The 25749-nt window shown below is 65.0% G+C and carries 23 protein-coding genes and 1 rRNA gene; 5 read left to right on the top strand and 19 right to left on the bottom strand.

Translation table 11 applies throughout. The features are described from left to right. The first annotated feature begins 70 nt into the window (after positions 1 to 70). Positions 71 to 2629 (top strand): UvrD-helicase domain-containing protein, encoded by a 2559-nt coding sequence (locus AD89_RS0114020; RefSeq protein WP_025779917.1) that lies wholly within the window; start codon positions 71 to 73, stop codon positions 2627 to 2629. Positions 2630 to 2746: 117 nt separating this feature from the next. Here the strand turns inward: AD89_RS0114020 and AD89_RS0114015 are convergent, their stop codons facing one another. The 4 genes from AD89_RS0114015 to purN all read right to left on the bottom strand — a co-directional run bounded on the left by AD89_RS0114015 (position 2747) and on the right by purN (position 5625). Then, entirely contained in the window at positions 2747 to 2929 is a 183-nt protein-coding gene (locus AD89_RS0114015) for an Rv0909 family putative TA system antitoxin (protein WP_025779915.1), read from the bottom strand. A 136-nt stretch (positions 2930 to 3065) separates the two neighbouring features. Continuing rightward, the gene (locus AD89_RS0114010; protein ID WP_231488692.1) at positions 3066 to 3302 is read right to left on the bottom strand and encodes a DUF3017 domain-containing protein; all 237 of its coding nucleotides are present in this window, start codon (positions 3300 to 3302) and stop codon (positions 3066 to 3068) included. A 106-nt stretch (positions 3303 to 3408) separates the two neighbouring features. Next, the gene (gene purH, locus AD89_RS0114005; RefSeq protein WP_025779910.1) at positions 3409 to 4953 is read right to left on the bottom strand and encodes a bifunctional phosphoribosylaminoimidazolecarboxamide formyltransferase/IMP cyclohydrolase; all 1545 of its coding nucleotides are present in this window, start codon (positions 4951 to 4953) and stop codon (positions 3409 to 3411) included. Between the two features lie 48 nt (positions 4954 to 5001). After that, positions 5002 to 5625 (bottom strand): phosphoribosylglycinamide formyltransferase, encoded by a 624-nt coding sequence (purN, locus tag AD89_RS0114000; RefSeq protein ID WP_025779908.1) that lies wholly within the window; start codon positions 5623 to 5625, stop codon positions 5002 to 5004. A 102-nt stretch (positions 5626 to 5727) separates the two neighbouring features. Between purN and AD89_RS0113995 the strand changes: the two genes are divergently transcribed. Continuing rightward, positions 5728 to 6180, top strand: a complete 453-nt coding sequence (locus tag AD89_RS0113995) for a hypothetical protein (RefSeq protein WP_025779906.1) — start codon at positions 5728 to 5730, stop codon at positions 6178 to 6180. A 108-nt stretch (positions 6181 to 6288) separates the two neighbouring features. Here AD89_RS0113995 and AD89_RS0113990 read toward each other — a convergent pair whose 3' ends face one another. Then, a complete protein-coding gene (locus tag AD89_RS0113990) occupies positions 6289 to 7605 on the bottom strand; it encodes a cell division protein PerM (protein ID WP_025779904.1) in 1317 nt (438 codons plus the stop codon). Between the two features lie 115 nt (positions 7606 to 7720). Here AD89_RS0113990 and AD89_RS0113985 point away from each other — a divergent pair, with 115 nt between their 5' ends. Next, positions 7721 to 9547: a hypothetical protein gene (locus AD89_RS0113985; RefSeq protein WP_025779902.1), complete on the top strand. Its 1827-nt coding sequence runs from the start codon at positions 7721 to 7723 to the stop codon at positions 9545 to 9547. Positions 9548 to 9562: 15 nt separating this feature from the next. On the opposite strand, the gene AD89_RS0113980 is transcribed toward AD89_RS0113985, so the two are convergent. From AD89_RS0113980 to clpS, 10 genes are all read right to left on the bottom strand, one after another. Continuing rightward, complete coding sequence (locus AD89_RS0113980; RefSeq protein ID WP_025779901.1) at positions 9563 to 10981, bottom strand: amidase; 1419 nt, start codon at positions 10979 to 10981, stop codon at positions 9563 to 9565. Between the two features lie 51 nt (positions 10982 to 11032). Next, entirely contained in the window at positions 11033 to 12781 is a 1749-nt protein-coding gene (locus AD89_RS0113975; protein ID WP_025779900.1) for a dipeptide ABC transporter ATP-binding protein, read from the bottom strand. Then, positions 12774 to 13721 carry an ABC transporter permease gene (locus AD89_RS0113970; protein ID WP_025779898.1) on the bottom strand — a complete coding sequence of 316 codons (948 nt, stop codon included), beginning with the start codon at positions 13719 to 13721 and terminating at the stop codon, positions 12774 to 12776. Before AD89_RS0113970 ends, AD89_RS0113975 begins: the two co-directional genes overlap by 8 nt. After that, a complete protein-coding gene (locus AD89_RS0113965; RefSeq protein WP_025779896.1) occupies positions 13718 to 14665 on the bottom strand; it encodes an ABC transporter permease in 948 nt (315 codons plus the stop codon). Before AD89_RS0113965 ends, AD89_RS0113970 begins: the two co-directional genes overlap by 4 nt. Positions 14666 to 14677: 12 nt before the next feature. Next, positions 14678 to 16183: an ABC transporter substrate-binding protein gene (locus tag AD89_RS0113960; protein ID WP_025779894.1), complete on the bottom strand. Its 1506-nt coding sequence runs from the start codon at positions 16181 to 16183 to the stop codon at positions 14678 to 14680. 126 nt (positions 16184 to 16309) lie between these two features. Then, entirely contained in the window at positions 16310 to 16915 is a 606-nt protein-coding gene (gene rdgB / locus AD89_RS0113955) for an RdgB/HAM1 family non-canonical purine NTP pyrophosphatase (RefSeq protein WP_025779892.1), read from the bottom strand. Continuing rightward, complete coding sequence (gene rph / locus AD89_RS0113950; RefSeq protein WP_025779891.1) at positions 16912 to 17634, bottom strand: ribonuclease PH; 723 nt, start codon at positions 17632 to 17634, stop codon at positions 16912 to 16914. The genes rdgB and rph overlap by 4 nt, the downstream gene beginning before the upstream one ends. Positions 17635 to 17682: 48 nt before the next feature. Then, a complete protein-coding gene (locus AD89_RS0113945) occupies positions 17683 to 18504 on the bottom strand; it encodes an MBL fold metallo-hydrolase (RefSeq protein ID WP_025779889.1) in 822 nt (273 codons plus the stop codon). Continuing rightward, positions 18501 to 19079: a DUF2017 family protein gene (locus tag AD89_RS0113940; protein ID WP_025779887.1), complete on the bottom strand. Its 579-nt coding sequence runs from the start codon at positions 19077 to 19079 to the stop codon at positions 18501 to 18503. The genes AD89_RS0113945 and AD89_RS0113940 overlap by 4 nt, the downstream gene beginning before the upstream one ends. 3 nt (positions 19080 to 19082) lie before the next feature. Further along, positions 19083 to 19388, bottom strand: a complete 306-nt coding sequence (gene clpS, locus AD89_RS0113935; RefSeq protein WP_025779886.1) for an ATP-dependent Clp protease adapter ClpS — start codon at positions 19386 to 19388, stop codon at positions 19083 to 19085. A 52-nt stretch (positions 19389 to 19440) separates the two neighbouring features. Between clpS and AD89_RS0113930 the strand changes: the two genes are divergently transcribed. After that, positions 19441 to 20760, top strand: a complete 1320-nt coding sequence (locus AD89_RS0113930) for a nicotinate phosphoribosyltransferase (RefSeq protein ID WP_025779884.1) — start codon at positions 19441 to 19443, stop codon at positions 20758 to 20760. Positions 20761 to 20871: 111 nt separating this feature from the next. Here the strand turns inward: AD89_RS0113930 and AD89_RS0113925 are convergent, their stop codons facing one another. Both AD89_RS0113925 and AD89_RS0113920 read right to left on the bottom strand, forming a co-directional pair. Next, complete coding sequence (locus tag AD89_RS0113925) at positions 20872 to 22665, bottom strand: DEAD/DEAH box helicase (protein WP_025779882.1); 1794 nt, start codon at positions 22663 to 22665, stop codon at positions 20872 to 20874. After that, positions 22666 to 22920, bottom strand: a complete 255-nt coding sequence (locus AD89_RS0113920) for a DUF3039 domain-containing protein (RefSeq protein ID WP_035320920.1) — start codon at positions 22918 to 22920, stop codon at positions 22666 to 22668. It lies immediately after the preceding gene. A 31-nt stretch (positions 22921 to 22951) separates the two neighbouring features. On the opposite strand from AD89_RS0113920, the gene AD89_RS0113915 reads away from it, so the two are divergent. Further along, entirely contained in the window at positions 22952 to 23467 is a 516-nt protein-coding gene (locus AD89_RS0113915; RefSeq protein ID WP_025779878.1) for a flavin reductase family protein, read from the top strand. A 174-nt stretch (positions 23468 to 23641) separates the two neighbouring features. On the opposite strand, the gene gdhA is transcribed toward AD89_RS0113915, so the two are convergent. Together gdhA and rrf are read right to left on the bottom strand one after the other, a co-directional pair. Continuing rightward, complete coding sequence (gene gdhA / locus AD89_RS0113910; protein ID WP_025779876.1) at positions 23642 to 24988, bottom strand: NADP-specific glutamate dehydrogenase; 1347 nt, start codon at positions 24986 to 24988, stop codon at positions 23642 to 23644. 482 nt (positions 24989 to 25470) lie between these two features. After that, positions 25471 to 25589 (bottom strand): 5S ribosomal RNA (gene rrf / locus AD89_RS0113905). Between the last annotated feature and the right edge of the window lie 160 nt (positions 25590 to 25749).

Raw genomic sequence — 25749 nt, 5'->3', positions numbered from 1 at the left:
TGAGCCGCCGTCAGGTAGTTTTGAGGGGTGTGAGCTCGTGTCTGGGGCTGACGGTATCGTTGGGGGCGACATGACTGCTGCAGCTGAACACACGAACCATGCCGCCGGCGCCGACTCCCGAGCGGCCGAACTCCTCACCGGGCTCAACCCCAGGCAGCGCGAGGCCGTGATCCATACGGGATCCCCGCTGCTCATCGTCGCCGGGGCCGGATCGGGCAAGACGACCGTGCTCACCCGACGCATCGCCTACGCCCTGGCCACCGGTCGAGCCCATCCCGGCGAGGTCCTGGCGATCACGTTCACGAACAAGGCCGCCAAGGAGATGGCCGAACGCGTGTCCTCGATCGTCGGGCCCGCGTCCCGTGCGATGTGGGTCTCGACGTTCCACTCCTCGTGCGTGCGCATCCTCCGCCGCGAAGCGAAGGTGCTGGGCATGAAGTCGAACTTCACGATCTACGACGCCCAGGACGCGCAACGGCTCGTCGCCCAGATCCTCAAGGAGCTCGGACTCGACACGAAGAAGTACGCTCCGCGGGCGATCCTGCACCGGATCTCGAACCTCAAGAACGAGCTGCAGACCCCCGATGACTTCATCCCGCGGCCCAACAATCCCGCCGACGAGGTGCTCGCCGACGTCTTCAAGCGCTACACCTCCCGTCTGCGGCTGGCCAATGCCTTCGACTTCGACGATCTCATCGCAGAGACCGTCCATCTCTTCGGCGCCTTCCCCGAGGTAGCCGATTCCTACCGTCGCCGGTTCCGCCATATCCTCGTCGACGAGTACCAGGACACGAACCCGGCGCAGTACGCCCTGATCAAGGCCCTCGCCGGTGACGGTGCGGGAGGTCCGACGGGAGCCGAACTCACCGTCGTCGGCGACGCCGACCAGTCGATCTATGCCTTCCGCGGCGCCACGGTGCGCAATATCGTCGAATTCGAGAAGGACTTTCCGAACGCGGACACCATTCTGTTGGAGCAGAACTACCGGTCGACACAGAACATCCTCGACGCGGCCAACGCCGTGATCGCGAACAACGACGACCGCCGGGAGAAGAAACTGTGGACCTCGGAGGGCTCCGGCGAACAGATCGTCGGCTGGGTGGCCGAGAACGAGCAGGGTGAAGCACGGTTCATCGTCGACCGCATCGATGACCTCATCGATGAAGAGACGTACACCTACGGTGACTTCGCGGTCTTCTATCGCACCAACGCACAGTCACGCGCCATCGAAGACGCACTGGTCCGCTCCGGAATCCCGTACAAGGTCGTCGGCGGCACCCGCTTCTACGAGCGCAAGGAGATCAAGGACGCCCTCGCCTATCTGCGCGTCGTCGCCAACCCCGATGACGACGTCAACCTGCGCCGCATCCTCAATGTGCCCAAACGCTCAATCGGCGACCGCACCGAAGGCATCATCGCCGACTTCGCCGACCGAGAGAGCATCAGCTTCTATACTGCTCTGGGCCGCCTCGACGAGATCCCGCATCTGAGTTCGCGCGCACTGACCTCGGTGCAGAAGTTCTACGACCTCATGCAGGATCTGCGCTCCACCGCCGAGTCCTCCCCGCTCTCCCGCGTCATCGAGGCGATCCTCGAGCAGTCCGGATACCTCGAATCCTTGCAGAAGAGCACCGACCCGCAGGACGAATCCCGAGTCGACAACCTCGCCGAACTCGTCGCCGTGGCCGAGGACTTCGTCGCCACTCGCGAGGCCGCCGCGGTCGCCGAACCCGACACCCCGGACACCCCGGATGACAACGACACAGACAACGGCGCCGAGGCGACCGCCGAAGATCCGACCGCTGCAGAGACCGAAACCCCCGCCGAGGCGGTCGATCCCGCCGTCGATGACGCCGGTTCCGCTGACGCCTCCACCGCCCCAGGCGTCGGCGCGGCGGCCATCGATCAGTTCCTCGAGCAGGTGGCTCTGGCCTCGGATACGGATCAGATCCCCGATGCCGAACTCGGCCAGGTCACGCTGATGACTCTGCACACGGCCAAGGGCTTGGAGTTCCCGGTGGTCTTCCTCACCGGGCTCGAAGACGGAGGATTCCCGCATTCGCGTTCCTTTGAGAATCCGCAGGAGCTGTCGGAAGAACGACGTCTGGCCTATGTCGGGCTCACCCGAGCTCGGCAGCGGCTGCTCGTCACTCGCGCCGAAACACGGAGCATGTGGGGTCAGCCTCAGTACAATCCGCCGAGCCGGTTCCTCTCCGAGATCCCGGAGAACCTCATCAACTGGGAGAACACGGGAAGCTTCTCCGGTGGCTTCGGGTCCGGAGGCTTCGGCTCCGGTGGTTACGGTTCCAGTGGATTCGGCTCCGGCGGTTACGCCTCCAGCGGCTATTCCGGCGGTTTCGGGTCGTCGCGGTCGTCCGGCGGCAGTTCCCGCTCACGCTCGAGTGCGAGTTCATCGACACCGGTCGCCGGATTCCCCAACCGGATCCGCCCCAACCGCGAGGTCATCTCCGTCGAGGTCGGTGAGAAGGTCTCACACGAGTCCTTCGGGCTCGGCACCGTCACCGAGGTCAACGGCGTCGGAGACAAGACCGTGGCCGTCGTCGACTTCGGCTCGGCCGGATCGAAGCGGCTGCTGCTGCGCTACGCCCCGATCGACAAACTCAGCTGAGCCGACCGCTTCGGTGGACGCACGGTCCGGCACCGTGCCGCGAATAGAGAGAGCGCCGAGGAGAACTCACGTTCTCCTCGGCGCTCATCCATGCCGGACGCGGCTATGGCTCAAAGATCATTCGTTGCCCAATTTGCCATCGGCACCTTCGCGACCCTGGTTGATCTGGTCTTCGAATTTTCCGCCGGTGGCGTTGTTGGCGGCGTCAGCAGCCTTGTCCAGGCCCTGGTCGCTGATCTCTTCACCCTTATCGCTATTCAAGGCGTCCTTGGCTTTGTTCGTAAGATCGTCGAGTCCCATGCTGTCTCCTTTCATCGGAAAAGGTTCTGAGCGAACCTCTGACGCCACTCACCTTGCCATTGTTACCGGCGTGGCAACACCCGCGCGTCGCAGTTCTCAGCGAATGCACATAAAGAATGTCGCCGAGACCGAATCATCAGCGGGTCAATGGCACGAGGAACGCAAGCATGACCAGCAGTCCGGCGAACAGCAGACAGGTGGCGATGTCAACGGTCTTCGACCTGTTCGTCCACACATCGGTCCACGGCGGCGGCATCGCCCGGAACCCGGCGAGCCCGGCGGGGACGACCGCGAGGACGACAGCACCGAGGCGGAAGTCGTTGATCGAGCACGCCGCTGCGGCGATGACCCCCAGGAGACAGCCGAGCAGCACCCAATCACGCCTGGTGGGATGCGCGTACCGCCGTTTCCAGTAGATCCATCGTTTCGAGATCGGCCCTCTCCCCCGCCGTGCATGACGAGGATGAAGCCGTTTCATCTCAGTGGAAGAAATGGCGGCTCCCGGTCAGGTACATTGTGATTCCGGCCGCCTCCGCAGCCGCGATGACCTCATCGTCGCGGATCGATCCGCCCGGCTGCACCACGGCGGTGACTCCGGCATCGATGAGGATCTGCAGACCGTCGGGGAACGGGAAGAACGCGTCCGAGGCAGCGACCGCTCCCGTGGCGCGTTCGGCTCCGGCACGTTCGACGGCGAGTTTGGCCGAGTCGACGCGGTTGACCTGACCCATTCCCACACCCACCGAGGCACCGTCCTTGGCGAGCAGGATGGCGTTCGACTTCACGGCCCGCCCGGCCTTCCACGCGAATTCGAGATCCGCGAGGACCTCGGGTGCAGCTGCCGGACCGGCGGCCAGGGTCCAGTTCTCGGCAGAGTCTCCGTCGGCCTGGAAAGCGTCACGGTCCTGGACGAGGAATCCACCGCTGATCGGCTTGATCTCGGCTGTGGGCACATCGATGTCGCCGAGTTCGAGCAGTCGCAGGTTCTTCTTCGTCGCGAGCATCTCGAGCGCCTCGGCGCTGAACGACGGAGCCGCCAGGCATTCCGTGAAGATCGGCTTGATCGAGGCGGCCAGCTCGGCGTCGACCTCCCGGTTCGTGGCGATGACACCGCCGTAGGCCGACAGCGGATCGCATTCGTGCGCGGCCTTGTGCGCCGCGGCCGCAGTCTCACCGACGGCGAGTCCGCAGGGATTCGCGTGCTTGATGATGGCCACGGCCGGCTGGTCGAAGTCGAACGCGGCACGGATCGCGGCATCGGTGTCCGTGTAGTTGTTGTACGACATCGCCTTGCCACCGAGCAGTCTCGCCCCCGCGATTCCCACGGTTCCATCCGAGTAGACGGCCGCCGCTTGGTGCGGGTTCTCTCCGTACCGCAGGTCGGCGATCTTCTCCCCGGTGAGACCGGCGAATGCGGCCTTCTCATCGGTGGCGAGCTCCGCGGCGAACCAGGAGGCGACCGCCGAGTCGTAGGCCGCGGTGTGGGCGAAGGCGCGGGCGGCGAAGGTGCGACGGGCCTCGATGTCGAAGCCGTGACCGGCGGCAGCGTCGAGAACGGCCGAATAGTCGGCCGGATCCGTCACGACGGTGACCGTGGGGTGGTTCTTCGCCGCCGCACGCACCATCGAAGGTCCGCCGATGTCGATCTGTTCGATGCAGTCATCGAAGCCGGCTCCGCTGGCGACGGTGTCGGCGAACGGGTAGAGGTTGACGACGACGAGGTCGAAGGGTTCGATCTCGAGTTCGGACAGCTGCTCGAGATGCTCGGGCTTGCGGGAGTCAGCGAGGATGCCGGCGTGGACGCGTGGGTGCAGGGTCTTGACCCGTCCCTCGAGGCATTCGGGGAACCCGGTGAGCTCTTCGACCTTCGTCACCGCGACTCCCGCCTCGGCGATCTTCGCAGCCGTGGATCCGGTCGACACGATCTGGACTCCGGCTGCGTGGAGGCCGCGAGCCAGCTCCTCCAGGCCGGTCTTGTCGTAGACGCTGATCAGCGCTCTCTTGATCGCACGGGTTCCTGTCACAGATCCTCCTCGAGGTTCGATCGCCGGTCGGTTCTTCGCACGGCGGGGTCAGTGGGCGGTCATCGCCGAGGCGACATATCCGCGGACATGTCGACCATCGACGACGAGGTCGGTATGGGCCAGGTGCGCGAGCAGGCGCACGAGCTCTGCGCGTTCACGGGCCTTGATGTTCTCGTGCACGGTCTCCTCGGTGTCGTCATCGCCGATGGGAACCGCGTACTGGGTGATGATCGGTCCGGTGTCGACTCCCGCATCGACGAGGTGGATGGTTCCACCGGTCAGCTTCACCCCGTGGGCGAGCGCATCGCGGACTCCGTGTGCCCCGGGGAACGATGGCAGCAGCGCCGGATGGGTGTTGATGATCCTGGATGGGAAGGCGTCGACGAAGACGGGGCCGAGGATGCGCATGAATCCGGCGGAGATCACCCAGTCCGGGGCAAGCTCGGCCACCGTGTCCTTCAGCGCCCGGTTCCATTCGTCACGGTCGGCGTAGTCCTTGGGTCGGACGACGAAGGTGGGAATTGCATGCCGTTCTGCCCGCTCCAGGACCCCGGCCGTGGTCGAGTCGGCTCCGATGGCGACGATATCGACTCCGCGGGTTCCATCGGCGAAAGCGTCGATGACGGACTGCGTGAGGGTACCGGAACCGGATGCCAGAAGAACGATGCGCACCCGCACAGTCTAACGTCTGCAGCTCGTGGACGATGCCCGACGGTCACCCTGCGGACACGGGCCGCCGAGGCATTTGTCAGTCGACTGTGAGAAACTGATCCGGTGACGTCACCGCAGAATACCGAAGAGAAGAAAGCGCCGACTCCCGAAGAGGAGGCACAGGCCGCACCCGCACGGCATGGACTGGTCCTGATACTGCTGATCCTCGCCTCGGTGCTGACGTTCACGTATCAGCTGCCGTTCAAGCTCGCCGCCATCGGCTTCGCCGTCGCCGCGGTCGTGTGGTCGGTGAAGTACATCGTCGCCGTCGTCAGGGCCAAGCAGCGCCGGAACATGTCCTTGGGCATCCTCGGCGGTCTGCTCAGCATCTATCTCATCTTCTCCACGATGTCCTCGGTCATCCTCTGGCCCGTGCAGTCGAAGTACGAAGAATGCCTGCGCGATGCGATCACCCAGCAGGCCCAGATCTCGTGTACGAGCGACTATCAGTCCGGCCTGGGCGACTGGTTCAAGCAGATCACCGGCCAAGACCTCGAACTGCCCGGCACCAACTGATCCACGGAGCCCGGCCCCGATCCTTCAGGCGCCGGCCTTCAACGCTGTTCCCCTCACCGCGGATGCCCTCGCCTCACGCTTGACCCCTCACCGAGGCGGCATCCCCGTCTATCGCGGTTCGTCGTCGTTGACGACGCCGTCGACCGGCTCCGGCTCGTCCTCGCCGAATGCCTCTGATCCGTCTGCCTCATCGAAGGCATCCTCGTCGTCTCCATCCTCATCGTCATCGGCGAAATCGGAGTCGACGGTGTGCAGACCGGAGAGTCTGATCAAGAGGAGTCCGGCTGCCATGCCCGCACCGATCCACCCCGTGATCGCCGGTGCCGACGTCAGTGCCGAAGGTCCGAACCCGGACAGGCCCAGTGGGCCCATGGCTCCGCGGGCGAACAGGGCGAGGACCTCGACGATGACGAACAGTATCCCGATCGCGATTCCCAGTCCGATCCACGACTGCTCGGCGATGTCGCGAGCTCGGTCGCGGCCGAGGATGACGCACAGCAGCCCGAGCAGCACTAGGAGTCCCGGTGCGGCCGCCGTCCACGCCGGATAGTCCCCGCTCAGCAGCTGCAGCACGTGCACATCGGGCACCGGAGCGGAGGTCGAGGTGAATGCCGAGCTCGTCCCGGCCCCGCCGATGCCCACTCCCGTCCCGGCAGTCCAGGACACGGCCGAGTAGACGATGCTCGGGGCGAAGAGCGCCTGGACGACGATGAGACCGATGCCGGCGGCGACCGGTGAGCTGTAGACCTGCAGAGTATCGGCGACGTCGCTCCAGCGGATCGCGATTCCGACGAGGAGCACGATCACGCCGAGGGCCGCTGCCGCCCACAGCAGACGGCGGACGAGTCGGACGGCGACGCTGAAGGTCTCATCGGCGATCGGGGACAGGCCGGGAATGTCACCGATTCCGCGGACCCGGATGAGGGCCCAGGCCACGGCCGTGAGGAGGAAGAGGACGAGCCGGAGGAATCCGAACGGCGTCACCGCGGCCTGTCCGACCAGGGTCGCCAGCACCAGGAGTGGACCCGCGTAGGCTACGACGTAGGTGCCCAGAGCTGTTCCCATGAGCGCCCACCATCCGCCGAGGTCGTCCTCGCTCTCGGTCGGACTGTCCGCTGCCGTGCCACCGACCACACGTTTGGCGCCGGCCGCCACCAGGAACCACAGGCCGACAGTCACGAGACTCGGTGCGAGTGAGAAGTCGAAACCGAGGGTCGAGACACTCAGCCCTGACACCGTCGCCCACAGTGCGAATGCCCATTCGGGAATCGCCGAATAGGGCAGCTGTGAGCCGAGCCCGATGATCCAGAAGACGGTGGCGATGACGAATCCTGCGGGGACGACGATGAGATCGATCTTCGCGACTTCCATGAGGACCGCGAGGATCGTGCGCCGGTAGGGCTGAGGGTGTGGAGAAGTGTGCATCAGGACCATTTTCGCCTAACCCGTCTCGGCTTCCCGGTATTGACCACGCGATTCCCTGTTCCGGGAAGTACAATTGCGCCAGGACAGGCTTGTACACGCAAAGGATGACCCCACGATGAGCAACGGGAACGATCACCCCAATTTCCCGCCACCACCCAGCGAGCCTCCGGAGACCGGCGGACCGAAGCCTGAGTCGGAGCCGCCGACGGCCGAGGATCGTCCGGATTCGACCTCCGGCGACACCCCTTCAGCCTCCGATGGTCCGGCTCAGTCCGGCAGCGCTGCCTCAGTGCCCGATGACCAGGCACCTCCACTGGGATCCCCGACCGACGATTTGCCGTCACGTCCCACGGTCGCCCCTGCCTCTCCACAACAGAACCAGCCACCGCAGTATTCGGCTCCCGGAGCCCAGAACGATGAGTCATTCGGCCCCGGTCCGCAGGGCGGAGCGAAGGGCCCGGGCGGCCCACAGGCAGGCCCCTACCCCGGTGCCCCGTCTCCCGGTGGCCAGGCTCAGAATGGACAGGCCCCGAACAACCAGTACCAGAACCCGCAGCAGCCGAACGGGGGTTACCCCGGCGCCCAGCCGCAGGACGGCCAACAGCCAGGTGGCCAACAGCCGGGTGGCCAACAGCCGGGTGGCCAGTACTCGAATGCGGCTTATCCGGGAGCGCAGAATCAGCCCCCGTATCCCGGTGCCCAGAACCAGCCGGGCCAGTACAACTCCGCCCAGAACCAGTCCGGGCAGTACCAGACGGGGTCTGGCCCGAATGCCCCACAGACAGGATCCGGCCCGTCCCAGGGGATACCGCAGCCGGCTCCGGCCCCGGGCTTCGCCGGCGGGCAGAGCACTGCCACCCGGGCCGAGAATCGCCCCGACAAGAAGAAGGGCAAGATGCCCCTCTTCATCACTCTCGGCGCGGTCGCACTCGTCATCATCCTCGTCCTCGTCGGGTTCTTCGTCATCGGCAGCGTGAACAAGAACAAGTACGGACCCGACAAAGTCGCCGAAGACTACGTCGAAGCCCTGAACAAGGGTGACTTCGCCGCCGCGGAGAAGATCGCACCGTCCGCACGCCCGGAAGGGACGAACCTCGACCTGCTGCAGAAGGAATTCACCGATTCCTCCTCGGCGAAGATCGAGAAGGCCAAGGTCGAATCGTCGAAGACGGACGGAGACAAGGGAACCGTCGTCGTCTCCTACGAGCTCGACGGCAGCCCCTACAATGTCGAGCTCTCCGCGACGAAGGACGGCAAGCAGGACCTGTTCTTCGACAAGTGGACGATGAAGGGCCCCGACCTCAACGTCATCTCGCTCGATATTCCCGCCGCCGACGGTCTTTCCGTCAACGGCGAGGACTACAAAGCGAAGTCGGGCACCACCTCGTTCGCCGTCTACCCCGGCAGCTACGACTTCACGATCCCGAAGAGCAAGTGGATCTCAGAGGCATCCGATACGGCCAACGTGAACTTCCCGAAGGCCTTCGCTCCCGGTGGACAGCCGAACAAGGGGCAGGTGTCCCCCACCACCCTCAACCTCAACCTGGCCCCGACCGGCGCCTTCGAAAAGGAAGTTCAGAAACAGGTCGAGAAGGAGCTCGAGAAGTGCTTCGACAACAAGAGCATCGAGCCGAAGTGCGACTTCATCAAGTACGACCCGACCGAGATTCCCGTCGGCGGTTCGGACAAGAAGCTCGATGATCTGGCGAAGAAGAACACCGCCGAGTGGGACATGAAGGAGATGCCCGAGGTGAAGGCCAGCTTCGGCACCGGAGACACGAGCACCGGCTCGTTCTATACCGACAAGCCCGGCAAGTTCAACTTCTCCGTCGACGGCAAGAGGTCCGGATCCTCGTACTTCTCCAACGGAAACTCCCTGTCGGTGTCGGGAAGCGTGAAGATCGACGGAGACAAGCTCTCGGTCGAGTTCTTCGACTTCTGATCCCCGAGTCCGCGCTCAGCCCACCGCCGACCGTGTCGGCTGTGCGAGTCCGGCCGCGGCCTCGAACCAGGCGCCGGCGGCCATGACGAGGTCGTCGGCGAACCGCCGTCCGGCGATCTGCACGCCGATGGTCCGACCGTCATCCATGTATCCGGCCAGCACCGTTGCCGCCGGCTGTTCGGACATGTTGAACGGCATGGTGAACCCGATATGGCCCATCGGTTCGTGCACCTGCGGGTACGGCATGGGCTGCTCGGCCGGGAATGCCGCATCCGGAGCCGTCGGCGAAATCACCAGGTCGAATTCGGCTGTGGCGGTGATCGTCCGACGCCGGATCTCCTGGACATTGTGATAGCAGCGCATCAGCTCGACTCCACTGGTATCGGCTCCGTCCTGCGCCCACTGTCGGATATAGGGCAGGATGAGCGTCTGTTCGTCGACGGACAGCGCCTTGAGGTCGACCCACGATCGCACCCGCCAGAATAGGTCCATGTCATGGAGCAGATCATCGTCGATGAACGGATCGAGCGTGATGATTTCGGCTCCGGCCGCGGAGAACCTCTCGGCCGCCTCGGTGACGGCAGAACGCACCTGCGCAACGGCGGCGACCCCGCACCCGGCGTCGAGCTGGACACCGATGCGCAGTCCCTGCGGATCGAACGTCGCAGTCGGCTCCCTGCCCGGCAGAGATTGCGCGTCATCGGCGGCCAACCGCGGCAGCCGCGAATAGTCGCGATCGTCCGGGGCGGAGATGATGTCCATGGCGGCCTTGACATCGGCCATCGTCCGCGCGAGGGGTCCTGCACACCTGCCCAGGTAGGGGGCATCGAGCGGGACTCGACCGAAGCTGGGTTTGAGTCCGGCCAGTCCGAGCCAGGTGCACGGCAGGCGGATGGACCCGCCGATGTCGGAGCCGATGTGGATGGGTCCGTATCCGGCCGCCGCTGCGGCTCCGGCGCCGGCGCTCGACCCGCCGGTCGTCAGTCTCGGGTCAAGGGGCGAGCGGGTGATTCCGTGCAGAGAGGACACACCTGAGGAGAGCATTCCCCAGTCGGGCATCGTCGTCGATCCGACGATGACGGCGCCGGCTTCTTCGAGACGCTGGGTGATCGGGGCGTCGTCGTCGGCCACCGGCATCTCCACCCAGGCGTGTCCGCTGGGCAACGGGACGCCGCGGCGAGCGATGTTCTCCTTGATCGTCACGGGCACCCCGTCGAGGTCGCTCAGCGGGCGGCCCTCACGCCAGCGGGCGGCGCTGGCCGCGGCTGAGTTCCGGGAGCGGTCGTCGTCGCGGTGGAACAGCGCATTGATGGTCGGTTCGCAGTCGTTCATGCGGTCGACGACCGCGGAGTGCACCTCGAGCGGGTCGAAGTCTCCGCCGGCGAAACCGGCCGCCAGTTCGGCCGCACTGTGGTCGGCAAGCGTTGTGTTCACGTGCTGCCCTTTCTCTCGATGGTTCGTCGCTGCTCGCAGACGCCGGCCGCGCTATCCGGCCGCGAGCGCCTCGGCAAGGCTCGGGGTGGCGGCGATGAGGCTCCGTGTGTACTCCTCCTGCGGGTTCGCGTAGATGTCCTCCGTGGCCCCCGATTCGACGATCTGCCCGGCCTTCATGACGATGACGTCGGAGCACAGGTGTTTGACGACGCCGAGGTCGTGGGAGACGAAGAGGAGGGTCAGCGCGTACTCGTCGACGAGGTCGGTGAGCAGGTTGAGCACCTGCGCACGCACCGAGACGTCGAGGGCGGAGACCGGTTCGTCGGCGACGAGGATCTGCGGTTTGGTCACCAGTGCCCGAGCGATCGAGATGCGCTGTCTCTGCCCGCCCGAGAACTGGTGCGGGTACCGACGCAGAGAGTCCGCATCGAGGTCGACGGCGGTGATCATCTCCACGACCCGCGCGTCCCGTTCGTCCTTGTCGATACCCGCGGCGATGAGCGGTTCGGCGACGATATCGGCGATGCGCATCCGCGGATCGAGCGAAGCGAATGGGTCCTGGAACACGATCTGCAGGCGCTCGCGCAAGCGACGCAGAGCCTGAGAGCTCGCGGCTTCGACGCGGATGTCGCCGACGCGCACATGGCCGGTGGTCGGTCGGTCGAGACCGGAGAGGATGTTCAGCAGCGTCGATTTCCCCGAGCCCGACTCCCCCACGATGCCCAGCCGAGCTCCGGTCGAGACGGCGAAATCGATTCCGCCCAGAGCGGTGACGTCCGATCGTCTGCGGCCGAAGAGACCGCGTCCGCGGAAGACCCGGGTGACGTCCGAGACGTCGATGAGCGGCGCCGATTCCCGCACCGAGGCGGTCCCATCGTCGTCCGTCACCGAGGCGGTCCCGGCCACGGAATCCCCCGGCTCCACCAGCTCTGCCGACGACGCTGCCTTGTCGAGCCGCGGACCCGAGTAGGCGAGCGCGGTCTTGAGCGTGAAGAGCCGACCGCGCTCGTCAGTGGCGTCGAGGTCCGAGGATGCCAGGAGCCCTCGCGTGTATTCGTGCTGAGGTGCGGTGAAGATCTCGTCGACGCTGCCGGTCTCGACGATGCGGCCGCGGTACATGACGATGACTCGATCACAGATTCCGGCGACGACGGCGAGGTCGTGAGTGATGAACAGCAGCCCCGCCTCGACGTCCGAGACCCTTTCGGCGATGAGGTCGAGCATCCGCTTCTGCACCGTGACGTCGAGGGCGGTGGTGGGTTCGTCACAGATGAGCAGCCGCGGCGAATTCGCCAGGGCGATCGCGAGCATGACGCGTTGCCGCTGCCCGCCCGACATCTGGTGCGGGTAGGCGAACCGGGCACTGTCCGGGTCGGGCATGTGGACGTCGCGGAGCAGATCGCGCACACGAGTCGGGATCTGAGCTCGGGGCACCTTGCCGTGGATGCGCAGCACTTCGGCGATCTGGTCGCCGATGCGCATGAGCGGGTTGAGTGCGCTCATGGGCTCTTGGAACACCATGGACACGATGTCCGACCGCATCCCGGCCAGGGTCGTCTCCTTCGCGTCGAGCAGGTTCCCGGAGTGCCCCTGCAGGTGCACCCGCCCCCGGGTGTGCAGCTCTTCGGGCAGCAGTCCCATCACGGACTGGGCGGTCAGCGACTTGCCCGAGCCGGATTCGCCGATGAGTCCGACCCGCTCCCCCGAAGCCAAGCTGAGGCTGACGTCATGGAGCACCGGCGTTTGTGTTCCGGCAGGGGTGATGGTGAGGTCGCGGACCTCGAGCAGATTCTCAGGCACCTCGAGCCTCCATCTTCGGATCGAAACGGTCGCGCAGACCGTCGCCCAAGAGGTTGAAGCCGAGGACGGCGAGCGCAATGAACACGCCCGGCCACAGCGCGAGTTCGGGGTGAGTGGACAGGTACTGCTGGGACTCCTGCAGCATCCGGCCCCACGACGGCGTCGGGGCCTGGGTGCCGAGTCCGAGGAAGGACAGCCCCGCCTCGGCGAGGACCGAGATCGCGAACGCCACTGATGCTTGGACGATGACCATTCCGGCGATGTTCGGCAGCACATGGACGGCGGCGATGGCCGGGATCCGACGGTTCGACGCTCGTGCGGCGCGCACGTATTCGGTGCCCAGGACCTGCAGCGTCCCCGACCTCGCGACTCGAGCGAACCCGGGGATCGCGGCGATGCCGACGGCGACCATCGCCGGGCCCGTCCCCGGCGAGTAGACGGCGGCGAAGATGATCGCCAGCAGCAGGGCCGGGAAGGCCAGCAGGATGTCGTTGGCGCGCATGATCACCGAGTCGATCCAGATTCCCCACGGCTGCTTCGCGAAGAGGGCGGAGATGATTCCGATCGGGGTGCCGATGAGCAGGGCGATGCCGACGGCGACGACGCCGACGAGCAGCGTGATCCGCGCCCCGACCATCACCCAGGTCAGCGTGTCCCGGCCGAAGGTGTCGGTGCCGAACGGATGGGCGAGGCTGCCGTTCTGCAGCCGGGCCGCGGGGTCGATCGCGTTCGCATCGTACGGGGTCCACACGAAGGAGACGAGGGCGAGTGCGACGATGAGCACGACCAGGCCCGCACCGATGACCATCGATGCGTTCACCCGCCGCCCGCTCTTGCGGGACCGGGCGGAGCCGCCGTTCGCCGAGGCGGTCGCGGCGGCCGGGTTGAGATCGACGGGATCGGCATGGTCGCGGGGACTCTGAGCACCGGTCGGTTTCATGCGGCGTTCCTGATCCGGGGGTCGACGATGGGCACGAGGATGTCGACGATGAGGTTGATGATGAGCACGAGCAGGACGAGGACCATGACGATGCCCTGGACCGCCACAAGGTCGCGGTTGGCCACGGCGCGGACGAGTTCGGATCCGATTCCGGGCAGCACGAAGATCTGTTCAATGATCACGGCCCCGACCAGCAGGGTCGCCAGCTGGACTCCGGCGACGGTGATGACGGGGATCGCCGCATTGCGCAGCCCGTGGACGAACAGTGCCTTCGTCCGGGTCAGTCCCTTCGCACGGGCAGTGCGGATATAGTCCTCCCGCATCACGTCGAGGACAGCCGAGCGAACATAGCGGGTGAGGATCGCCGCCTGTACGAGCGCCAGCGACACGACCGGCAGGACCAGACGAAGGAGGAAGCCGCCGAGGCCCTCGATCGGAGCCATCCACCCTTGGGACGGGAACCACCCGAGGGTCAGCGAGAAGACGATGACGAGGATGATCGCGGCCAGAAAGTTCGGGATCGCGATGCCGACCTGGCTGAGGCCTGAGATCGTCACACCGATCCAGTTGCGCTGTTCGAGAGCGGCGAAGGTGCCCAATGGCACTGCGATGACGATGGACACGGCGATGGCGGCGATGACGAGGATCGCGGTCACCTGGACGCTGCCCACGATGACGGGGGTGATCTCGGCACCGGTGACGTACGAGGTGCCGAAGTCTCCGCTGAGCATTCCGCCCATCCAGTCGAAATACCGGATGAGCGGTGGCCGGTCGAGCCCGTACTGTGTTTCCAGCGCCGCCACCGCGTCCGGGGTGGCGTTCGTTCCCAGCGCCACCTGTGCCGCGTTGCCGGGCAGCAGACTCATCAGGGCGAAGACCGCCACCGAGGCGACGAGGAGGGACAGTGCGAACTGGACCGCACGGTTGATGGCGTAGGTGAGCATCGACGTGTGCGGTCAGGCCCAGCTGAGGTCGGCGATCTTGAACGCGTCGGAGACGCGGTTGGCGGGTATTCCCTCGACGCCGGACTTGGCGATGACGAGGTTCGGGAACAGGAACAGGAAGTCCGAGGCGGCATCCTCGGTGATCGTCCTGGCGATCTCCTTCATCCCCGAGATGTATTCCTCCTCGGTGCCGGTGTCGGCCTTCTCCGCGAGCTTCGTGATCGTCGAATCGTCGTAGCCGATGTAGTAGTCCTTCGAGAACACGGTGAGGATGTCGCGTGGTTCGGCATGGTTGATCACCGACATGTCGTAATCGTGTTCGGTGAACGTCTTGTCCAACCACACGGCCGGGAATTCCTGAGTCTCGATCTTCGCCTTCAGTCCGACCTCATCGAGCTGGGCGGAGACGATTTCGGAGATCGCTTTCGCGTACGGCAGGTTCGGTACGGTGAAGGCGAACTCCTCACCATTGATCCCGGCCTCGTCGACGAGCTGCTTGGCTTTCTTCGGATCGTACTTCCACTCTCCGGTCAAGTCTTCGTAGTACGGGTCGGTCGGGGGCACCATCGAGCCGATGAGCTCGCCGTAGCCCGCCCACGCCGTGTCGAGGACCGCCTTGCGGTCGATCGCATACATCACGGCTTCACGGGCCTTCTTGTCCTTGAAGATGCCTTCGGCGTTGTTCATCGACAGCACGACTTCGCCGTTCGTGGTGCCGGAGACGATCTGATAGTCGTCGCTTTGGAACTCTCCGGCCAGTTCGGGCGCCTGGAGGTTGGAGACGAGGTCGATCTCTCCTGATTTCAGGGCGTTCGAGGCCGAGACCGCATCCTTGAAGTATTTGAACTGGACCGAGTTCAGGGACGGCTTCTCGCCCCAGTAGTCGTCGCGGGCGGTGAAGTCGATGGACTGTCCGCGCGTGAATTCCTCGATCTCGAAGGGACCGGTGCCGATGGCTTCGTTCGCCAGGTCGTCGGTTCCCTCGGTGTCGAAGACGGCACCGACGAGACTGGTGAGGTTGAACAGCCAGGTGTTCGACGGCCTCTTCAGTTCGATCGTGACGGTGGAATCGTCCGGGGTCTCGATGGACTCGACGATGTCCATCTTCGACTTCAGCGCGTTCTTCCAGTCGTTCTGCACTCGTTCATAGGAGTACTTCACGTCTTCGCTGGTGAAGTCCGCACCATTGGAGAACTTCACACCCTCCTGGAGTTCGAAGGTGTAGGTTTTGCGGTCATCGGACAGGGACCAGTCCTTGGCCAGGGCAGGCTGGATCTCCCCCTCGCCGTCGAGGCGGACGAGCGATTCGTAGACGTTCTCCATCAGCGCTTCGGGAATCGCGACCCCCGAGGTGGAGGTGAAGTCGAGGTTGACCGGTTCGGCGGTGAAGGCGATCGTCATCGAGTCCTTCTGCTGCGCATCGCCTCCGCTGTCGGACGCGCCGGCCGAACAGCCTGTGATCAGCAGGCTCGTGGCGGCCGCTGCCGCCACCCATGTCATGATGCGCGGAGTCTTCATTGTTCTCCTCGATTTCGCCGACCACGAAGAGGGTCGTTCGCCAACATTCGAGCACCGTCAGTGTATCCGATTTTCTCAGCTGGTGAGGCAGTTGCGTTCAGATGCCGGGCATCGTGGGTGAGTGATTCAGAGATTCGGCTCGTCGGCGAGAATCCCGGCCAGTGCGTCGAAGGCGAACCGGCGGTGGGAACGTGAGTTCTTCTCCTCAGCACTCATCTCGGCGGCACTGAGCTCAGAGCCTTCGGGGACGAAGATCGGGTCGTAGCCGAAGCCGTTCTCACCCTTGGGCTCGGTGGCCAGCCGTCCGGGCATGACTCCCTCGGCGGTGAACTCGCGACCGTCGGCGGTCACAGCGGCGGCCGCGCAGCGGAACTGCGCTGCGCGGTGTTCGGCTGCGATATCACCCAGCTGGGCGAGCAGGAGTTCGAGGTTCGCGCGGTCGTCGCCGTGTCGGCCGGCCCAGCGAGCGGAGAAGATCCCCGGTGCGCCGCCGAGCACGTCGACGCTGATTCCCGAGTCGTCGGCGATGGCGGTGTGTCCGGTCGCGGCGGCCGCGGCACGCGCCTTGATGAGCGCGTTCTCCGTGAACGTGACGCCGGTTTCAGCGACATCGCCGAGCCCCGCCTCGGCGGCGGTGAGCACCTGGGTATCGGTGCCGAGGACGGGCCCGAGGATGGTCAGCAGCTCTCGCTTCTTGCCCTCATTGTGAGTGGCGATCACGAACGTCGTCATCCGGCGAGCACGTCGGACTGGATGCGGGTGAGTTCGGTGCACCCGTGGCCGGCGAGGTCGAGCAGTTTGCCGAGTTCGTCGCGGTCGAACGGTGCTCCCTCGGCCGTGCCTTGGACTTCGATGAACTTTCCGGACCCGGTCATGACCACATTCATATCCGTTTCGGCTCGCGAGTCCTCGACGTACGGCAGGTCGAGGAGGGGCTGTCCGTCGATGATGCCGACGCTCACGGCCGCCACCGAGTCGATGAGCGGCTGGTGGGCAGCAGGGATGAGCCCGGTCGATCGCCCCTTGTCGATGGCCTTCGCCAGCGCGACGTAGGCGCCGGTGATCGAGGCGGTGCGGGTGCCGCCGTCGGCCTGGAGGACGTCGCAGTCGAGAACGAGGGTGTTCTCCCCGAGCTTGTCCATGTCGATGACCGCCCGCAGGCTGCGGCCGATGAGGCGGGAGATCTCGTGAGTGCGTCCGCCCTGCTTGCCCTTGACCGACTCGCGGGTGCTGCGCGAGTCGGTGGCTCGCGGGAGCATGGCGTATTCGGCGGTGACCCAGCCGCGTCCCTGGCCCTTGAGCCACCGCGGCACGCCTTCGGTCAGCGAGGCTGCGCAGAGGACGCGGGTGTTGCCGAACTCCACGAGCGCGGACCCTTCGGCGGTGTTGATCCAGTCCGGGGTGATCCGGACGTCACGGAGTTCGTCTGCTGCACGGCCGTCTGCTCGCACTGTCTGCCTCTTTCGTCTCGATGGTGGTGTCTGCTGGTCGTCGCCGAGTCACACGGTCCAGGTGGCTCCGGGCTTCGCCAGCTCGATGGGTCCACGGTACTCCCCGGCCGCCTCACCGCGCACGATGGAGCAGTCGGTCCAGGCCGGGATGTGGGTGAGCACGAGCGCGGATGCCTCGGCGTACTGCGCCACACGTCCGGCGCGCTTGCCTGTGAGGTGGATTCCGCGTGCCGTGTCGCGGTCTTCCTGAAAAGCGGCTTCGCAGAGGAAGAGGTCCGCGCCCTTGGCCGCCTCGACGAGGTTCTCGCACTCATCGCTGTCACCGGAATACGTGATGACTTTGCCGGCTGCGTCCGTGATCCGCAGGGCGTAGGCCTCGACGGGGTGGTCGACGAGGAAGGATTCGATCGTCAGCGATCCGATCTGATGCCGACTGCCGTGGTCGATGTCGGTGAACTCGAAGGCGTGGTCGAAGTCCGAATCGTCTCCCCCGTTGGCGACCGGGGACTTGCCGGGATCCGTGTAATAGGCCCGAAAGAGGCGCTCCTTCGCGCCGGCCGGAGCGAACACCGGGGTGCGGGTGCGGATCGTTCCGGTGTCGGAGATGTCGCCGTTGAAGTACTTCGGGTCGAAGCAGTGTTTGACGTAGAGGCCGGTCATGTCCATGCAGTGATCCGGGTGGAGGTGGCTGAGCACGATGCCGGAGAGACGATCGGTGTCGATCGTCTCCTGCAGAGGGCTGAGCGCACCGGACCCGAGGTCGAGGATGATGCGAGTGGGTGTGTCCTCATCCGTCTCGATGAGGTAGCAGCTGGCGAGAGCGCCGCGCCCTGGGAAGGAACCTGCGGTGCCGATAGCGGTGAGTCTCATATCTCGTCATCCCCTTGCCTCTGGTCGAGCAAGGTCGTTGTCAATCGGTCCTGAATCCACGTCAGGAAGTCGTACAGGGTCAGGGTGAGGTCTTCGGACTCGGAGAGGTCCTCGCGGTGGGCGTACTTCTCCTCCTGTGCCTCCTCGGTGTCGATCTCGAGGCGCACGGCGAGGACGAGTCGCAGATCGTTGAGTCCCTTCATCCAGGCGAGCACCTCGTCGCGGGTCAGGGCGATGTCGTTGCCCTTGCTCAGTCCCAGCAGCACGATGCGCACATTGTGTGCCTTGGCCTGTTTGAGGTCGAACTCGGTGAGGCGGCGGAACTCCGCCGAACGCTCCTCGTCGTCGGGGTCGACGTCGGGCAGCAGTCGCAGCAGCGCCGGATCCTCCGGACGCGGCCGGTCGACGAGTCCGAGCCGGGCTTCCCAGTTCTCCGAGTCCGGACGGTCGTCATCGCCGTCACCGTCTTCGGCCAGCAGGGCCGCGAGATCGGTGAACACGGTGAGCATGAGCGAGCGTTCGTTGTCCTGCAGGGTGAGGACGACGTCGTCCCCTCGTGCGTCGATAGCGGCCATGTGTCAGTCGGATCCTGAATCGGGTTGGCACGCGGCCCACAGGCCGTACTCGTGCATCGCTTGGGTGTCTCGTTCCATGGCTTCACGACCTCCCGTGGCAACCACGGAGCGGCCGTTCTCATGGACTTCGAGCATGAGCGAGTGGGCTTTCTCCTCGGAGTAGCCGAAGTAGGTCTGGAACACGAAACTGACATAGCTCATGAGGTTGACCGGGTCGTTGAAGACCACGGTCCTCCAGGGCTTGGCCAGGTCCTCGGCGGGTCGGACATCGACCTCCGGCTCCAGGACTGGTGTCGTTGGATTGCTCACGTTTCCACCATACGGCAGAACACTGACACTGTCGTGACGTAAGATCGCGCCTATGAGTGATCTCACACGGACCGATTCGACGGCTTTCTTCACGGATCAGTACGAATTGACGATGGTGCAGGCGGCCCTGGAATCCGGTGCCGCCCACCGCAAGAGCCTCTTCGAGGTCTTCGGCCGCAGTCTTCCCGCAGGTCGCCGCTACGGTGTCGTCGCCGGTACCGGCCGGATCCTCGAGATGATCCGCGACTTCCGCTTCGATGATGCCGAACTCTCGTTCCTCAGCAGGGAGAACATCGTCGACTCGCGCACCATCGACTGGTTGGCGGACTATCGGTTCTCCGGCAATATCCGCGGCTATGCCGAAGGGGAGATCTATTTCCCCGGCTCACCGCTGCTCACGATCGAATCGACATTCGCCGAGGGTGTCATCCTCGAGACGCTCATCCTGTCGGCGATGAACTATGACTGTGCAGTCGCCTCGGCGGCGTCCCGCATGGCTCAGGCGGCCGGCGATCGACCCTGCGCGGAGATGGGCGGGCGACGGACGAACGAGCATGCGGCCGTGGCTGCGGCTCGAGCCGCTGTCATCGGCGGTTTCGCCTCGACGTCGAACCTGGCCGCCGGCCTCCAGTACGGACTGCGCACGATCGGCACCTCGGCCCACTCGTTCACGCTCCTCCACGATTCCGAGCGAGAGGCCTTCGCCGCCCAGCTGAAGTCGCTGGGCACCGAGACGACTCTGCTCTTGGACACCTATGACGTCGAGGAGGCGCTGGCCACGGCGATCGAACTGGCCGGGCCGAACCTCGGCGGCGTGCGCATCGATTCGGGCGACCTCATCGAACAGGCCAGCGAGGTTCGTGAGAGCCTGGACCGTCTCGGTGCCCGCGACACGACGATCACCGTCACGAGCGATCTCGACGAGTACGCGATCGCTGCGCTGGCCGCCTCCCCCGTCGACTCATACGGTGTCGGCACACGAGTCGTCACCGGTTCAGGTGCCCCGGCCGCCGGGCTGGTGTACAAGCTCGTGGCCCGCGCCGATGAGGCAGGCGAGTGGACCTCGGTGGCCAAACACTCCTCCGGCAAGCCCTCACGCGGAGGACACAAAGAGGCGCTGCGCCTCATCGACGGTCCGATCGCGGTCGAGGAGGCCGTCGGCATTCCGAGCCTGCCCGATGACCTCGGTGACGGTCGTCGGCTCAGCGTCGATCTCGTCGTCGACGGTGAGGTCGATGAATCGTTCACCGGTGCGGCAGGCGTGAAGAAGGCCTGCGCCCGACATGATGAGTCGTTGGCGGAGCTGCCGCGTTCGGCCAGGCGCCTGCAGGACGGCGAGCCCGCCATCCCCACCGTGTTCTATTCAGCCTGATCCGGGCCCGGACCACCGCGAATCGATGAAGCCGCCGAGGCAGACGCACTGTCTGCCTCGGCGGCTTCGTCGGTCTCATCCCGACAGGGCTTCCCCTGCCGGCAGCCGGTGTCATTTCTTGCCGATGAACCAGCCCTGCAGCTTCTTGATCCGAGCTTGGATCTGCTCCCGTGTGGCCTGAGCGACGGCCGGTCCCCCGCATGCCTTGCGCAGCTCGACGTGGACGTTCTGGTGCGGTGTGCCGGTGCGTCTGGACCAGGCACCGACGAGGCTCTGAAGCTGGTTGCGCTCTTCCTTCATCGCGCGGTGCTCGAGTTCGCTCGTCTCCACCTCGGGTGCCGGAGGTGCCGCCGCAGTCTTGCGCTTCGCCTGCCGGGCCTGCTGAGTGCTCAGCAGCTCACGCACCTGATCGGGTTCGAGCAGACCCGGAATGCCGATGAAGTCGAGTTCGTCCTCGGAGCCGATGGCTCCGCCGGTGCCGAATTCGCCGCCATCGTAGAGGACGCGGTCGAACAGCGCCTCGGCACCGAGTGCTTCGAAGGATCCGAGTTGGTCCGACGAGGCGCCTTCGTTCCGATTCGCCTGCTCCATGGCCTGCTCGTCGAAGACGACGACATCGTTCTCGTCCTCGTTCTTCGGGCGATCGAGGGCATGGTCGCGTTCGGTTTCCATCGAGTTCGCCAAGGCCAGCAGCACGGGCACCGAGGGCAGGAACACCGAGGCGGTCTCGCCGCGTTTGCGAGCACGCACGAAGCGGCCGATCGCCTGGGCGAAGAACAGCGGCGTCGACGAGGAGGTCGCGTAGACGCCGACACACAGTCGGGGAACGTCGACGCCTTCGGAGACCATCCGCACGGCGACCATCCATCGGTCGGTGGAGTTCTGGAACTGTTCGATCCGCTCCGAGGCTCCTGCTTCGTCAGAGAGCACCACGGTCGGTTTCTCTCCGGTGATCTCGTGCAGCCGTTTGGCGTAGGCTCGGGCGGCCTCCTGGTCTGTGGCGATGACGAGTCCGCCGGCATCGTGGACGGTGCGCCGGACTTCCGTCAGTCGGATATCGGCGGCCTTGAGGACCGCCGGGATCCAGTCGCCCTTCGGATCGAGTGCCGTGCGCCAGGCCTGCGAGTTGATGTCCTTCGTCGTCTCCTCGCCGAGGACGTGCGACATCTCGTCGCCGGCCTTGGTCCGCCAGCTCATGGCGCCGGCGTAGGCGAGGAAGAGGACGGGGCGGACGACGGAGTCCTTGAGCGCACGACCGTAGCCGTAGGAGTAGTCCGCCACCGAGGTGCGGATGCCGTTCTCGTCGGGAGCGTAGGTGACGAACGGGATCGGTGAGGTGTCCGACCGGAACGGGGTTCCGGTCAGGGACAGTCGGCGGACCGCGGGGCCGAAGGCCTCTCGCACGGCATCGCCCCACGACAGGGCGTCACCTCCGTGGTGGACCTCGTCGAGGATGACCAGGGTGCGGCCGGCGGCCGTCCGGTTGTGGTGGAGAACGGGTTTGGCCGCCACCTGCGCATAGGTCAGAGCCACTCCGTGGTACCCGGGGGCGTGTTTGCCCTGGGAGTTCTTGAAGTGCGGGTCGAGTTTGATGCCCACACGTGCCGCCGAATCTGCCCACTGCACCTTGAGGTGTTCGGTGGGAGCGACGACTGTGACACGGTTGACGACCCGCTGGGCCAGCAGTTCGGCCGCCAGCCGCAGAGCGAAGGTGGTTTTACCTGCTCCTGGGGTCGCGACGGCGAGGAAGTCCTTGGGCTGCTTCTGGAAGTAGAGTTCGAGAGCCTCCGCCTGCCAGGCACGCAGCTTTCCGGCCGTTCCCCACGCTGCGCGCTCGGGGAATGCCGGTGGAAGCTGTTCTGCTGCGGAGGTCCCTGGTGCTGTTGGGAGACGATCCGCGGACATCTACTCCTGCGGTCCTTCGGACATCGTCTCGTAGATCTCTTTGCACTTGGGGCAGATCGGGAACCGCTCGGGGTCGCGCGTGGGGACCCACACCTTCCCGCACAAGGCGATCAGCGGAGTCCCGGTCACCATGGACTCCATGATCTTGTCCTTGGGCGCGTAGTGGCTGAAGCGCTCGTGGTCGCCGGGCTCGACTAGCTGCTCGGACTGCTCGCGCTCGATCGTTGCTGAACCGCCTGAAGCTGGAATGGTCATGGCTCCATTGTAGTTCCCTAGAATGAGTGTCATGGACCAGGCCTACGACGATTCCCTCACAGAACGCTACCGCGAACTCAGCGATGACATCGCCGCGGCGGTCGCCGTGGTCTCTGCCACCCGCGGCAGTGCCCTGCATGCGATCACCGTCGATTCGTTTCTCGACGTGTCGTACGATCCCCCGACGATGGCGGTGAGCGTCTATTCCGGCTCACGGATGATGGAGACCCTGGAGACGAGTTCTCACTTCGCCATCTCGCTGCTCAATTCCGACCAGCGAGACATCTCTGAACGCTTGGGAGCTTCGGGCCAGCCGCTGTACGGGTCGCTCAAAGGCATTGACACCTTTCCCGCCCCGCAGGCCGGGCAGCCGGTACTCACCGAGGCGATCGCCTGGTTCGAACTCGAACTCACCGAGGTGCTCGAGGTCGCCACGCACAACCTCGTCGTCGGCGAGGTGGTCTCCATGGGTGCGGGCACGAATGCGGGAACATCCCGTCCCCTGCTGCGCTGGCGCAAAGGCTACGGGACGATCGGGAAACGCTGAGGGGGCCGAGCGACGGGACATACACCCGCCGGCGAGTCCTTGGCCCTCTGACAGAACTGGAGCTGTTCGGTCCGACTGCGCGCGGCAGATACGACACAGGCCCTGCTCAGCACCATCGTGCTTCGCTTGGAAGCGCAACCGTCCTGGGCAGGGCCTGTCTTGTGGTTCAGTCGATCAGACGACTCCCTGAGCGAGCATCGCTTCGGAGACACGGATGAAGCCTGCGATATTGGCGCCGGCGACGTAGTCTCCGGGCGAACCGAACTCATCGGCAGCGGCGGCGCAGCTGTCGTGGACATCGCCCATGATCTCGGCCAGGCGCGCCTCGGTGAAGTCGAAGTCCCACGAGTCGCGGCTGGCGTTCTGCTGCATTTCGAGCGCACTGGTCGCGACACCGCCGGCGTTTGCGGCCTTGCCGGGGGCGAAGAGGACGCCGGCCTCGGAGAAGATCTTCACGGCTTCCGGCGTGCAGGGCATGTTCGCGCCTTCGGCGAGGGCGATGACTCCGTTCTTGACCAGAGTCGCAGCCGAGTCTCCGTCGAGCTCGTTCTGAGTCGCACATGGCAGTGCGACGTCGACCTCGACGTCCCAGACATTGCCGCCCTCGTGGTAGGTCGCGCGTCCCCCGCGCTGCTCCACGTATTCGGAGATGCGTCCGCGCTCTTCGAACTTGATGCGCTTGACGAGTGCCGTGTCGATGCCATCCGGATCGTGGATGAAGCCGGCCGAGTCGGACATCGTGATGACCGTGCCGCCGAAGGCCGTGACCTTCTCTGCTGCGAACACCGCGACATTTCCGGATCCGGAGATCGAGACTGTGCGACCGTCGATGTTCTTCTTCGCAGCCGCCAGCATGTCCTTGAGGAAGTACACGACGCCGAAGCCAGTGGCTTCGGTGCGGACCATGGAACCGCCGTAGGACAGTCCCTTGCCGGTGAGCACACCTGCCTCGTAGGAGTTCGTCATCCGCTTGTACTGGCCGAAGAGGTAGCCGATCTCCCGACCGCCGACGCCGATGTCGCCTGCGGGCACATCGCGGTATTCACCGATGTGACGGTACAGCTCGGTCATGAACGACTGGCAGAACCGCATGACTTCGCGGTCGCTGCGGCCCTTCGGATCGAAGTCAGATCCGCCTTTGCCGCCGCCGATGGGCAGGCCTGTGATGGCGTTCTTGAAGATCTGCTCGAAGCCGAGGAATTTGACGATGCCGAGGTTCACCGAAGGGTGGAACCGCAGTCCACCCTTGTACGGGCCGAGTGCCGAGTTGAACTGCACACGGAAGGCGCGGTTGATCTGCACGACTCCGGAGTCATCGATCCAGGGGACCCGGAAGATGATCTGGCGTTCGGGCTCGCACAGCCGCTCGAGCGCTGAGAGTTCGAGGTATTCGGGGTGTTTGTCCACGACGGGGCCCAGGGAATAGAGAACTTCCTGTACCGCTTGGTGAAACTCCGACTCTCCAGGATTACGCTGGAGCACCGTGTCGAAGATTGGCTGCAGTGATGGATGTAGACTCATGCGCACAAACCTACCGTGACCCGCATAACAACAATCCGAGCGACCAGATAATGGACAGCGTTGTCCGGTCACTTCAAGTGGGATATAAGTCATCCTCGCAGTTCCAGGGCCATTGAACAGGAAAGAATGGAAACAAGTCACATGGACATCTCGGAGATCTGGCCGCCGTTCGCACTTCATCTGCGATCAGATGGTATGGAGCTCTCGCCCGTACAAGAGGCCGATATTCCGGAGCTCGCACAGATCGCGCGAGGCGGAGTGAGACGCGATGGAATCGAAGCCTTCCCCTATTGCTACCTGGCGGGGGCGCAGCAACCCCGCGCGAGGTTGCTGGGCCCCCGCCAGGTAGCAATAAGCACGGACAACACACCCCATCGTGCACACAGACAACACACCCACCCATAAATGAAAACACACCATGAATAAAGAAGAGGCCCTGCCCCTGACCCGAAGATCAGAAGCAGAGCCTCCCTCAAAAAATATTGCGGCAGTCACTTACTCTCCCACAACCACCAAGTTGCAGTACCATCAGCGCGAATGGGCTTAGCTACCGGGATCGGAACGGTTAACCGGGCGTTTCCCCACCACTATCACCACCGCAAAACCACACAGACCACCACCACAACCCACAAGAGTTGTCAGCGGTAGTGGTCCAAGAACCGCACAGCGAACGCGAACACCAAAACTTATGCAACATGCACACCCCACGGGTGTGAACTTCGAGCCATCCTAGAAAAGCAAAACATCTTTTCGCACACACC

This window comes from Brevibacterium sp. VCM10, assembly GCF_000583215.1.
GTDB classification, from domain to species: domain Bacteria; phylum Actinomycetota; class Actinomycetes; order Actinomycetales; family Brevibacteriaceae; genus Brevibacterium; species Brevibacterium linens.
The sequence above is the reverse complement of the archived record's forward strand: the minus strand, read 5'-3'. Positions and strand labels throughout refer to the sequence as shown.

Bases quoted from the DNA above. Each gene is read 5' to 3' on its own strand.
- AD89_RS0113970 (WP_025779898.1), bottom strand. From the start codon at position 13,721: ATGAAACCGACCGGTGCTCAGAGTCCCCGCGACCATGCCGATCCCGTC.
- AD89_RS0113940 (WP_025779887.1), bottom strand. From the start codon at position 19,079: ATGGCCGCTATCGACGCACGAGGGGACGACGTCGTCCTCACCCTGCAG.
- AD89_RS0113960 (WP_025779894.1), bottom strand. From the start codon at position 16,183: ATGAAGACTCCGCGCATCATGACATGGGTGGCGGCAGCGGCCGCCACG.
- AD89_RS0113915 (WP_025779878.1), top strand. From the start codon at position 22,952: ATGGACCAGGCCTACGACGATTCCCTCACAGAACGCTACCGCGAACTC.
- AD89_RS0113965 (WP_025779896.1), bottom strand. From the start codon at position 14,665: ATGCTCACCTACGCCATCAACCGTGCGGTCCAGTTCGCACTGTCCCTC.
- AD89_RS0113920 (WP_035320920.1), bottom strand. From the start codon at position 22,920: ATGACCATTCCAGCTTCAGGCGGTTCAGCAACGATCGAGCGCGAGCAG.
- AD89_RS0114020 (WP_025779917.1), top strand. From the start codon at position 71: ATGACTGCTGCAGCTGAACACACGAACCATGCCGCCGGCGCCGACTCC.
- AD89_RS0113930 (WP_025779884.1), top strand. From the start codon at position 19,441: ATGAGTGATCTCACACGGACCGATTCGACGGCTTTCTTCACGGATCAG.
- AD89_RS0113990 (WP_025779904.1), bottom strand. From the start codon at position 7,605: ATGCACACTTCTCCACACCCTCAGCCCTACCGGCGCACGATCCTCGCG.
- AD89_RS0113985 (WP_025779902.1), top strand. From the start codon at position 7,721: ATGAGCAACGGGAACGATCACCCCAATTTCCCGCCACCACCCAGCGAG.
- rdgB (WP_025779892.1), bottom strand. From the start codon at position 16,915: ATGACGACGTTCGTGATCGCCACTCACAATGAGGGCAAGAAGCGAGAG.
- AD89_RS0114015 (WP_025779915.1), bottom strand. From the start codon at position 2,929: ATGGGACTCGACGATCTTACGAACAAAGCCAAGGACGCCTTGAATAGC.
- AD89_RS0113925 (WP_025779882.1), bottom strand. From the start codon at position 22,665: ATGTCCGCGGATCGTCTCCCAACAGCACCAGGGACCTCCGCAGCAGAA.
- AD89_RS0113945 (WP_025779889.1), bottom strand. From the start codon at position 18,504: ATGAGACTCACCGCTATCGGCACCGCAGGTTCCTTCCCAGGGCGCGGC.
- gdhA (WP_025779876.1), bottom strand. From the start codon at position 24,988: ATGAGTCTACATCCATCACTGCAGCCAATCTTCGACACGGTGCTCCAG.